The 10181-nt window shown below is 73.2% G+C and carries 12 protein-coding genes; 5 read left to right on the top strand and 7 right to left on the bottom strand.

The genetic code is table 11. The features are described 5' to 3' along the window. The 3 genes from BGM09_RS04945 to BGM09_RS04935 all read right to left on the bottom strand — a co-directional run. Window positions 1-887, bottom strand: an 887-nt coding sequence (locus BGM09_RS04945) for an AAA family ATPase (protein ID WP_188280165.1), incomplete at its 3' end; no start/stop codon positions are given. Then, entirely contained in the window at window positions 887-2086 is a 1200-nt protein-coding gene (locus BGM09_RS04940) for an exonuclease SbcCD subunit D (RefSeq protein WP_188280164.1), read from the bottom strand. The genes BGM09_RS04940 and BGM09_RS04945, both read right to left, overlap by 1 nt. A gap of 402 nt (window positions 2087-2488) precedes the next feature. Further along, window positions 2489-3115: a YigZ family protein gene (locus tag BGM09_RS04935; RefSeq protein ID WP_188280163.1), complete on the bottom strand. Its 627-nt coding sequence runs from the start codon at window positions 3113-3115 to the stop codon at window positions 2489-2491. 108 nt (window positions 3116-3223) lie between these two features. On the opposite strand from BGM09_RS04935, the gene BGM09_RS04930 reads away from it, so the two are divergent. Further along, window positions 3224-3631, top strand: a complete 408-nt coding sequence (locus BGM09_RS04930) for a CoA-binding protein (protein WP_188280162.1) — start codon at window positions 3224-3226, stop codon at window positions 3629-3631. Window positions 3632-3653: 22 nt separating this feature from the next. Continuing rightward, window positions 3654-3890 carry a hypothetical protein gene (locus BGM09_RS04925; protein WP_188280161.1) on the top strand — a complete coding sequence of 79 codons (237 nt, stop codon included), beginning with the start codon at window positions 3654-3656 and terminating at the stop codon, window positions 3888-3890. Window positions 3891-3945: 55 nt separating this feature from the next. On the opposite strand, the gene BGM09_RS04920 is transcribed toward BGM09_RS04925, so the two are convergent. Beyond that, window positions 3946-4476: a YbaK/EbsC family protein gene (locus BGM09_RS04920; RefSeq protein ID WP_188280160.1), complete on the bottom strand. Its 531-nt coding sequence runs from the start codon at window positions 4474-4476 to the stop codon at window positions 3946-3948. Between the two features lie 38 nt (window positions 4477-4514). Then, entirely contained in the window at window positions 4515-5267 is a 753-nt protein-coding gene (locus tag BGM09_RS04915) for an acyltransferase (protein ID WP_188280159.1), read from the bottom strand. Window positions 5268-5326: 59 nt separating this feature from the next. On the opposite strand from BGM09_RS04915, the gene BGM09_RS04910 reads away from it, so the two are divergent. Next, entirely contained in the window at window positions 5327-5938 is a 612-nt protein-coding gene (locus BGM09_RS04910; protein WP_188280158.1) for a gamma carbonic anhydrase family protein, read from the top strand. A gap of 128 nt (window positions 5939-6066) precedes the next feature. On the opposite strand, the gene BGM09_RS04905 is transcribed toward BGM09_RS04910, so the two are convergent. Continuing rightward, on the bottom strand, window positions 6067-6729 hold the full coding sequence (locus tag BGM09_RS04905; protein ID WP_188280157.1) for a DedA family protein: 663 nt from the start codon (window positions 6727-6729) through the stop codon (window positions 6067-6069). Between the two features lie 163 nt (window positions 6730-6892). Next, a complete protein-coding gene (locus tag BGM09_RS04900; protein ID WP_188280156.1) occupies window positions 6893-7345 on the bottom strand; it encodes a DUF4442 domain-containing protein in 453 nt (150 codons plus the stop codon). Window positions 7346-7417: 72 nt separating this feature from the next. Between BGM09_RS04900 and BGM09_RS04895 the strand changes: the two genes are divergently transcribed. After that, on the top strand, window positions 7418-8698 hold the full coding sequence (locus BGM09_RS04895; RefSeq protein ID WP_188280155.1) for a hypothetical protein: 1281 nt from the start codon (window positions 7418-7420) through the stop codon (window positions 8696-8698). Window positions 8699-8819: 121 nt separating this feature from the next. Next, window positions 8820-10181, top strand: a 1362-nt coding sequence (locus BGM09_RS04890; protein WP_188280154.1) for an MFS transporter, incomplete at its 3' end; no start/stop codon positions are given.

Genomic DNA, 10181 nt, shown 5'->3' with positions numbered 1-10181 from the left:
CCCGGGGCGCCTGGGCGGCGGGACCCGCGCCCCGCGACCGGCGCCGGCCCACGCCCAAACCCCCCGGCGGCGCGGTGGGCGGCCTCGGTGTGCAGCACAGCCTGCGCGCCGATCGTGGCGGCCTCGCGGGCGTCGCAGCGCAGGACCGCGGCCCACTCCAACAGCCCTTCGGGCGGAGGGCCTTCGTCCGGCGCTCCGTCAGCGGCGGCCCCGGCCGCAAGGCCGCCCGCGGCCTGGCGCATCCGCTCGGCGAGGTGGACCAGCCCCTTGTCACCGGCGGCGAGCCGCCCGGCCGCGTCCTGCTTGCGGTCGCGCAGCCAGTGCTCGACGGCCTTGAAGCGGCGCGTGTCGAAGAGCCGCCCGAGCAGTGCGCTCCTTTCGGTGGCGCTCGCGCGCAGGAAGGTGGCGAATTCGCCCTGCGGCAGCAGCACCACCTGGCAGAACTGCTCGCAGCTCATGCCGACGAGCTGCTTGATCTCCTCACCGATCTCCTGGTGCGACTTGGACAGCGCCTGCCATCCGCCGTCCTTGCGCTCGCGCAGCAGCGTGACGGCCTTGTCCATGGTGGTGCCGGTGCCGCGCTTCTTCGCCCGCGGCTGCTCGGGGCGCCGGGTGATCTCCAACCGCCGTGTCCCGACGGTCAGTTCGAGGACCACCTCGGTGGCGGTGCCCGCCGCCGCGTGGTCACTGCGCAGCCGCGTCACCGGCCGGGCGCCGGGCACCTGGCCGTAGAGGGCGTAACAGACGCCGTCCAGGACGGAGGTCTTGCCGGAGCCGGTGGGGCCGTGCAGCAGGAAGAGCCCGGCGGCGGAGAGTTCGTCGAAGTCGACGCGCTGGATGGCCGCGAAGGGGCCGAAGGCGGTGAGTTCGAGGCGGTGCAGTCGCATCAGGCGCGTTCCGTCCGTACGGTGTCCGCCCGTACCGCGTCGAAGGCCGCGCTCAGCGTGACGCTCTCGTGCGCGGCGGGCGCGGAGCCGCGGACGTGGGCGACGAAGTCCTCGGCGATCTGCTGGTCGCTGCGTCCGCGCAGCCGCCGGGCGTACGAGGCGAGCGGGTCGTCGTCACCGGTCTCCGGCTCGAAGGCGAGGCTGAGGACGTGCGGGAAGCGTTTCGCGAGCGCGGCCATCGGCTCGTGCGGGCGGAAGGGGTCGGTGAGGGTGGCCTCCACCCAGGCGTCCTCGTACTGGTCGAGCGCGGTGTCGGCGAGCAGGTCGTCGAGACGTCCGCGGATTCGGGCGAGCGCGCGCGGCACGGGCGTGCCGACCCGTTCGGCGTCGATGGCGCCGTCGGGGCCGAGGTCGACCAGCCACATGCTCTTGCGGTGGTGCTCCTCGGAGAAGGAGTACGCGAGCGGCGAGCCGGAGTAGCGGATCCTCCCCGGGCCTTCGGCCAGGGGCTCGCCCGCCGCGTCGCGCTCGGTGAGCGTCTGGCAGCCGTGCAGGTGGCCGAGTGCCACGTAGTCGACGCCGTCGAAGACCTCGGCGGGTACGGCCTCGACGCCGCCCGCAGTGATGTCGCGCTCGCTGGCGCAGGGCGCGGCGCCGGTGACGAAGGCGTGCGCGAGCACGACGCTGCGCGTGCCCGCGGGGCGCTCGGCGAGGTCGGCGCGGATCCGGTCCATGGCGGCGCCGAGCACCACCGTGTGGTCGGCCCGGTCGGCGGCGAACTCCTCGCGGGCCAGGGCCGGTTCGAGGTACGGCAGCCCGTAGACAGCGACGTCGCCGTGTTCGTCGGCGAGCAGGACGGGTCGGTGGCAGCTCGCCGGGTCGGTGCGCAGGTGGATGCCGGAGCGGCCCATGACGCGGGCGCCGACACCGAGCCGCCGGGCCGAGTCGTGGTTGCCGGAGATCATGACGGTGGGCACGTCCAGGTCCGCGAGCCGGTGCAGTACGTCGTCGAAGAGTTCGACGGCGGACAGCGGAGGGACCGCGCGGTCGTAGACGTCCCCGGCCACGAGGACGGCGTCGACGCGCTCGGCGCTGACGGTGTCCACGAGGTGGTCGAGGAAGGCGCGCTGGGCGTCGAGCAGGCTGACGCGGTGGAAGGAGCGTCCCAGGTGCCAGTCCGAGGTGTGCAGAAATCTCACGCGACCGCTCCGACCCGCACGCTCACCCTCGCCGTTCCTCGACTCCCGCGGGCGTCAGACGACTTCGGCTGGCTTCCGCGGGCACCTGTGCCGCGCCGCTTCCGGCGCCCGGTCCGTACCGCTGCGATCTTCTCATCCGGGCTCGCGGCCCGTGCGCCGTGGCTCACCGGCGGTGGTCATGGAGTGTAGAAGGTCGCCGCCCGGCAGGCGGTGGACATCGGTGATCAGGTCCCCGGAGAGCCGTAAAACCGTCGTAAGACCATGTAATTCGCGGCAACTCCCCTCAACGGGCCCGCCGCTTGACCCTGACGCGCGGGTCAGGGACCAGCGTCACCGCGCCCCGGCCGACGGCGACCGCCCGCGCACCGCCCGAGCGTCACCGCGCCCGGGGACGCTGGCCCGTCAGACGGTCACATACGCGCTTCCGCCCACCGTCAGCTCGGCGACGCCCGACGTGGCGTCCGCCAGCCAGGACCGGAAGCCGGGGAGATCCGCCTGGGGCACGCCCAGGTCGATGGTCACGGCGGCGGCGTACGCGACACCGCGGACGGCGTGTCCGGCGGCGCGCAGTTCGTTCTCCAGCCGCCCGGCCCGCTGGTGGTCCACGGTGACCGTGACCAGGACGAGCCGCCGCCGCTCGACCGTGCCGATCTCGTCCAGCGCGGCGGTGACGGCGCCCCCGTACGCGCGGGCCAGTCCGCCCGCCCCGAGCTGGACACCGCCGTAGTACCGCGTCACGACGGCCACCGTGTCCCGGACCTCGCGGCCGAGCAGCGCCTGGAGCATCGGTGTGCCCGCCGTCCCGCCCGGCTCACCGTCGTCGCTCGCCCGGTGCAGCCGCCCCTCGGGGCCGATGACGTACGCGAAGCAGTTGTGGCTGGCCCCGGCGTGCTCCTTGCGGACGCGGCCGACGAACTCCTGCGCCGCCTCCTCGCTCGCCACGGGCGCGAGCGCGCACCGGAACCGCGAGCGCTTGATCTCGCTCTCGCAGACCCCCGCCCGCGCCACCGTCAGATACCGGTCCACCATCCGGTCAGCCTACGGGCCGCGACCGGGAATGGCGGGCGCGGGAGCCGTGTTTGACCAGGCACGACGGCAGTACGTGGACGATATGACGGCGAGCGGCTGGAGGACGGCGTGTACGGCGACGCGGAGACGGTGCGGAAGATCCTGACCGGGACCGGGGACACATGGGCGGTGGTGGGGCTGTCGAACAACACCTCACGGGCCGCCTACGGAGTCGCGGGCGTGCTCCAGCGGTTCGGCAAGCGGGTCGTGCCGGTGCACCCGAAGGCCGAGACCGTGCACGGCGAGCAGGGGTACGCCTCGCTGGCCGACATCCCGTTCCCGGTCGACGTGGTCGACGTCTTCGTGAACTCCTCGCTCGCGGGCGCGGTCGCGGACGAGGCGGTGGCCGTGGGCGCGAAGGCGGTGTGGTTCCAGCTCGACGTGATCGACGAGGCCGCGTTCGAGCGCACGCGGGCGGCCGGCCTGGAGATGGTGATGGACCGCTGCCCGGCGATCGAGATCCCGCGCCTGCCCTGACCTGTGGGTTTACGGTGGGGGTATGGGACGCAAAGCTCCGCCGCCACCGTTCGGACTCAACGAGCGGACGTACGCGCAGCTCTGGTACTACGCGCTGCCGGTGCTGGCATTCGTGCTCGGCCTGGTCGTGCTCGTGGCGCTGATGGGTGTGCTGGCCGGGGCGTGGAAGATCTTCGCCGTGCTGGCCGGTGCGGCGGTCGGTACGGCCGTGGTGGCGGGCGGCAGGGCCCTGCACCGCAGGCTGGAGGACCGCTCGTAGCCAGCGGCCTCGTGGCCCCGCGTCCTTGGATGCCGCGTCATCAGATACCGCGTCATCAGATACCGAGCCCTTCGAGGACGACCGCTCCGGGCAGCGCGGCCAGCGCCTTGCCCGACACGATGAGCTTGCCGCGGCGCGCGCCGCTCCCGATGACCAGGTGCGGCGCCTCCACGACGGCCGCGTCCACGAGCAGCGGCCAGTGGGCGGGCAGACCGACGGGGGTGATGCCGCCGTACTCCATGCCTGTCTCGCCCACCGCGGTGTCCATCGGCGCGAACGACGCCTTGCGCGAGCCCAGGTGGCGGCGGACCGCGCCGTTGACGTCGACACGGGTGGTGGAGAGCACCAGGCACGCGGCGAGCGTGACGTCCTGACCGCGCTTGCCCGCGACGACCACGCAGTTCGCCGAGGCGGTCAGCAGATCGTCGCCGTAGGTCTCGACGAAGACGGCGGTGTCGGCCTTCTCCGGGTCGGTGTCGACGTAGAGCATGTCGGGTGTGACGGCGGCGGCGACCGGCGGCGGGAGCAGGTCGCGGCGCTCGGTGGCGGGGTGGGCTTCCTCGAAGTCGCCGATCGGTGCGCGCATACGGGCAACGTAACAAATGCCCGAGGAAGGGCTGGGGTTCAGGCAGGGTCCTCCAGATCGGCCAGCGCCAGCAACTGCTCGGGGGTGACGCCCTCGGGGACCGGCAGCGGAGGCGGGGTGCGCAGCGGCGGCTGCCAGCCGGTGTCCGGGTCCCAGCGCCGTACGATCCGGGCCGGCGCTCCGGCGACCACCGCGAAGTCGGGCACCTCGCCGCGGACGACGGCGCCCGCCGCCACGACCACATTGCGGCCGAGCCGCGCGCCGGGCAGGATCACGCACCCCGAGCCGAGCCAGCTCCCGCTGCCGATCTCGACCGGCGCGGTGCGCGGCCACTGCTTGCCGACGGGCTGGGTCGTGTCGTCGTACGAGTGGTTGTCGCTGGTGACGTAGACGTACGGGCCGCAGTAGACGTCGTTGCCGAAAACCACCGGTACGGAGGCGACGACGTGGCTGCCGCGGCCGAGGACGACGCCGTTGCCGAGACACAGGACGGGGTCGGGCCCGAGGTCGAGGCCCGGCATCATCCCGGCGGTGAGGGTGACCTGCTCGCCGATGACGCAGTGGTCGCCGAGGTGGATCCACGGCTCGCCGAAGACCGTGCCCTGCGGGAAGGCCAGCCGGGTGCCCTCGCCGATCCGGCCGAAGCGCAGCGGTCCCGGGCGCGCGGCGGTGACCGCGCCCGCGTTCTGCACCCAGCGCCAGCCGCGGTGCACCATCCGCGATCCGACGCGGCGACGCCAGGCCGTGGCGGCGGCGGTCGCGGAGGAGAACACGTTCTCGTTCTTCGGCACGGGCCCACCGTATACGGTGCCGGGTGGAGACCACAGGACCGACGACGAGGGCGGTGGGCATGACGGACCCGACAGTGACGCGGAGCGCGGAGAGCGGGAGCACGGCGGGCGGGAGCACGGCGGGCGGGAGCACGGCGGGCGGCAGCGTCCCCGTACCCCTGATCGCGGACATTCTGGGCCGCACACCGAAGATCGACCCGACCGCGTTCACCGCTCCCGGCTCGGTGGTGCTCGGGGACGTCACACTGGGCGCGGGCGCGAGCGTCTGGTACCACGCGGTGCTGCGCGGCGACTGCGAGTCGATCACGGTCGGCGCGGGCTCCAACGTCCAGGACAACTGCACGGTGCACGCCGACCCCGGCTTCCCCGCCGTCGTCGGCGAGGGCGTCACGGTCGGGCACAACGCCGTGCTGCACGGCTGTGTGATCGAGGACGACGTCCTGGTCGGGATGGGCGCCACGGTACTCAACGGCGCGCACATCGGCACCGGTTCGCTGATCGCGGCGGCGGCGCTGGTCCCGCAGGGGATGCGGGTGCCGCCGGGATCGCTGGTGGCGGGCGTGCCCGCGAAGGTGCGCAGGGAGCTGACCGAGGAGGAGAAGGCCACGGTACGGCTGAACGCCGAGCATTACGTGGCGCTGGCCGACGCGCACCGCGAGTCCCTGGGCTGACGGCGGACACGCACCGCGAGTCCCTGACGTGACGGGCGACACGCACCGCGAGTCCCTGACGTGACGGCCGACGCGCGGACGGCGGGCCCGGAGGTCCGGGGCCCGCCGTCCGCGAAGTGCCGTGTCGCCTACTCGCCCCGCGCCACCGCGACCTCGGGCGCCGCCGCCGCGTCCTGCCGCTCGATCTCCGCCTGCGCCTTGGCGGCGCGCCGCTTCACGAAGAGGAACGAGACGATGCCGAAGAGCACGGCCGCGGCGAGTCCGAAGTAGCCGAACCTCTTCAGCCAGGGTTCGGCGACCACGCCCACGTAGTAGATGACCGCGGTGGTGCCGCCCGCCCAGACGATGCCGCCGAGCAGATTGGCGATCAGGAACTTCCAGTACGGCATCTTGAGGACACCGGCCAGCGGCCCGGCGAAGATCCGCAGCAGGGCCACGAAGCGGCCGAAGAAGACCGCCCACATGCCCCAGCGCTGGAACGAGCGTTCCGCGGTGGCCACATGGCCGGGTGAGAAGTGTTTGGGGAATCTGCGGCCGAGCCGGTCGAGCAGCGGTTTGCCGCCGCGGTGCCCGATCGAGTAGCCGATGGAGTCGCCGCCGACCGCGCCGATGATGGCGGCGGTGCCGACCAGCCAGGGGTTGACGTGCCCTTGCGAGGACAGCAGCGCGGCGCTCATCAGGACGATCTCGCCGGGCAGCGGGATGCCCAGGCTCTCGACGCCGACGACCAGACCGACCATCAGATAGACGACGACCGGCGGGATGCCGTCGAGCCACTCCTGGACGTGCACAGCGGGGTTCCTCCCCTGGACAACGGTGGGTCGTGCGCGCGCGGCGCGCACCGCCGAAGCCTAACCGACCGATCGCCGCGAAAGTCCGGTCAAGAGCGAGTCAAACAAGCCGATCAGCGGGCCGTCCGGGGCGCCGCCCCGCGACCGGCGCGAAGCGCCCGGTTCAGCGGTTCGGCCGGAGCGTCCACACCACGGTCATGTGCGCGGTCTCGGCGCCGTCCTCCCGGCTGATGGAGATCTCGACGGGGAATTCGGGGCGCTCCCCCGCGTCCAGCTCGGCGACCACGTCGGCGGCGGGCCGCCCCAGTTCCGCGGTGGCCGTCACCGGGCCCATCGCCAGCTTGCTGTACGCGATCTCGGCGCGGACGGCGAGCGGCACGGCCCGGCCGAGCTGGTCGCCGAAGGCGGCGAGCACGATCGCGCCGCTCGCGGACTCGGCGAGGGTGAAGATCGCGCCCGCGTGCGGACCGCCGACGTGGTTGTGGAAGTCGGGCTGGTCGGGCAGCAGGACGACGGCGCGCTCCGCCGTGGTCTCGATGTACTCGAGGTTGAGGGTGCGGGCCATCGGCACGGTGGCCGCCATCATTTCGCCAATGGAAGGCAAGGTCTCGGACATGGTGCGATGTTACCAGTCAGTAGCGGCATCCGGCGTGGAACCGTCGGGCCTACTCCCCTAGTGTTTCCAGCCATGTGGCCAGGAGAACAGCACAACGGGGGAGAGCAGAACCCGCAGGGCGCCCCCCCGCCGAATCCGCCGGGGCCGTACGGCCGGCCGACGCCTTACGACACGCCCTCGCCGTACGCTCAGCCGGGCTACCAGCAGCAGCCGAACCAGCCCGCCCAGCCCGCCCAGCCCGCCCAGCCCGGTCCGCCGAACTTCCAGAAGCCGCCGGAGCATCCGCCGAACCCGCCCTACGGTCAGCCCGCGGGTCCGGGTCAGCCCGCGCCGCCGAACCAGTCCGCGGCGCCCACCCAGCCGTACGCGCAGCCCGGTTACGGCACGCCGTCCCCGTACAGCCAGCCCGGCTACGGGCAGCAGCCGCCCGGCGGCTATCCGACTCCGCAGAACTGGGGCCCGCCCGTGCCCGGCGGTCCCGGCGGCCCCGGCGGCCCTGGCGGCCAGCCGCCGCAGCGCGACCGCAAAGGGCTGACGGTCGGCATCGCGATCACCGCCGCTGTCGCGGTGATCGCCGCGGTCGTCGTCGGCGCGGTCTACCTCACGGGTGACGACAAGAAGAAGACGGACGCGAAGGACGAGAGTCCGACCGCGTCGGCGCCGCAGTCGCCCACGGGCACGCCGTCCACCACCGCGCCCACCTCCACCGCCACGGGCGGCAACGCCGACACGGGCGACTCGCCGCGCGGCGACCCGGCGGCGCTCGACATCAAACCGGTCATTCCGGGCTGGAAGGTCGTCATCCGCAGCGAGCGCAATGTCGCCTTCGACGTACCGCCGGACTGGTCGGTCGACAGCGAGGGCATGACGATCGGCTTCGAGGACAAGAACGGCGATCCGGCCGTCGCGATGAGCGCGCCCGCGTACTACAAGAAGGACTGGTGCAAGAACGGCAACAGTTCCGCCGACCGCGCCGCCGTGGGCACCAAGGGCGCCAACGGCGCGAAGAGCGTGCGCAACGCCGCCGAGGTGCAGGCCGTGTCGTGGGCGTACTGGGCCTACCAGGACAACGGCAAGGGCACCTTCTCCAAGGTGCAGAACAGCAAGGCGTTCCACAACGCGCACGGCATCACGGGCTGGCAGGCGTCGGCGACCGCCGCCAACATCCCGAAGAGCAGCAAGTGCTCGGCGGACGGCGCCGCGTACACCGTCGCCTGGAGCGACCCGACGCAGACGGACGCCGCCAAGAAGCTCGTGGTGTGGGTGCTCTACGCCGACCGCGGGGTGCCCGACCAGCTCTCGGACGCGGTGATCGACAAGATCAAGAGCACGATCCGGCCGCTGAAGAAGTAGCGGGGAGCGAGCGAGGAGCAAGCGGGGAGCGGCGGGCGGTGGGTGCCCGCCGCCCCCCACCCCCCCGGACCGGCCGGAATCCGTTTGCGAGAGGAATCGGACTGCGGGCATAGTCCCCCGGGTGACCTCGAACGACACGGCCCGCAGCGGCGGCCCCTCCGACGCCCGCCCGCCCGGTCCGGGCCCTCGGGACCCCAGGAGCCGCCTCCCGTCCTGGGCCGGACGGAATTTCCAACTGCTGGTCACCGCCTCGTTCATCACCAACCTCGGCAATTCAGGCGCGCTCATCGCCGCCGCCTACGCCGTCATCGAGTCCGGCGGCAGCGCCACCGGCGTCGGTCTGGTGGCCGCCGCCAGGACCCTGGCCATGGTGGTCTTCCTGCTGATCGGCGGCGCGGTCGCGGACCGTATCCCGCGCCAGCGGGTGATGGTGACCGCCAACGTCGTCAACGCGCTCTCGCAAGCCGCCTTCGCGGTGCTCGTCCTGGCCGGGCACGCCACGCTGTGGCAGATGGCGCTGCTGACCGCGGTCGGCGGCGGCGCGCACGCCTTCTTCTCCCCCGCCTCCGAGGGCATGGTGCTCTCCACGGTCGAGTCCACGCACGCGGGCAAGGCATTCGCCGTCTTCCGGATGTCGATGAACGGCGCGACCATCGGCGGCGCGGCCGTCGGCGGCGCGCTCGTGGCCGCGTTCGGGCCCGGCTGGGTGCTGGCGATCGACGCGCTGGGCTTCGCCGCCGCTGCCGCCATGCGCTCCCGGCTGCACGTCGTCGCGGGCGACCGCCCGGCGCGGGCGTCCGGCATCGTCAGCGATCTGCGCGAGGGCTGGCGGGAGTTCGTCTCCCGTTCCTGGCTGTGGGGCATCGTCGTGCAGTTCGCCGTGGTCAACGCGGTTGTCGGCGCGGCCGAGGCGGTCTACGGGCCGCTGGTCGCCCGCGACCATCTCGGCGGCGCGGGACCCTGGGGCCTGGCCATGGCCGCCTTCGGTGTCGGCACGGTCGGCGGCGGCCTGCTGATGATGCGCTGGAAACCGCGCCGCATGCTGCTCGCGGGCACCCTCGGCGTCTTCCCGCTGGCGCTGCCGAGCGCCACGCTCGCCCTCGCCTCCCCGCTGTGGATCCTGGCGCTCGCCATGTTCATCACCGGCGTGGCCATCGAGGTCTTCGCGGTCGGCTGGATGCTCGCGCTGCACCAGGAGATCGCCGAGGACAAGATGTCGCGCGTGTCGGCGTACGACTGGTTCGGCTCGGTGGCCGTGACCCCGATCGCCCTGGCCCTGGCCGGTCCCGCCGCCAGCCTCTTCGGCCGTACGCAGGCGCTGTGGGGCTGCTCCGCGGTGGTCGTCCTGCTGACCGGCGCCGTGCTGACGCTGCCGGACGTACGACGGCTGGAACGGCGTACGGGCGGCGGCCACGGGGTGGTGGCGGGCAGCGCCGTGGCGCGCGCGGACACCGCTCCCGCTCAGCCGACGGTGAAGGCGCCG

It is taken from the genome of Streptomyces sp. CBMA29, assembly GCF_014596445.1.
GTDB lineage: Bacteria > Actinomycetota > Actinomycetes > Streptomycetales > Streptomycetaceae > Actinacidiphila.
The sequence above is the reverse complement of the archived record's forward strand: the minus strand, read 5'-3'. Positions and strand labels throughout refer to the sequence as shown.

Excerpts from the sequence above, each read along its gene's own strand:
- BGM09_RS04935 (WP_188280163.1), bottom strand. The coding sequence starts at position 3,115 with ATGGTGGACCGGTATCTGACGGTGGCGCGGGCGGGGGTCTGCGAGAGC.
- BGM09_RS04925 (WP_188280161.1), top strand. The coding sequence starts at position 3,654 with ATGGGACGCAAAGCTCCGCCGCCACCGTTCGGACTCAACGAGCGGACG.
- BGM09_RS04920 (WP_188280160.1), bottom strand. The coding sequence starts at position 4,476 with ATGCGCGCACCGATCGGCGACTTCGAGGAAGCCCACCCCGCCACCGAG.
- BGM09_RS04910 (WP_188280158.1), top strand. The coding sequence starts at position 5,327 with ATGACGGACCCGACAGTGACGCGGAGCGCGGAGAGCGGGAGCACGGCG.
- BGM09_RS04900 (WP_188280156.1), bottom strand. The coding sequence starts at position 7,345 with ATGTCCGAGACCTTGCCTTCCATTGGCGAAATGATGGCGGCCACCGTG.
- BGM09_RS04895 (WP_188280155.1), top strand. The coding sequence starts at position 7,418 with ATGTGGCCAGGAGAACAGCACAACGGGGGAGAGCAGAACCCGCAGGGC.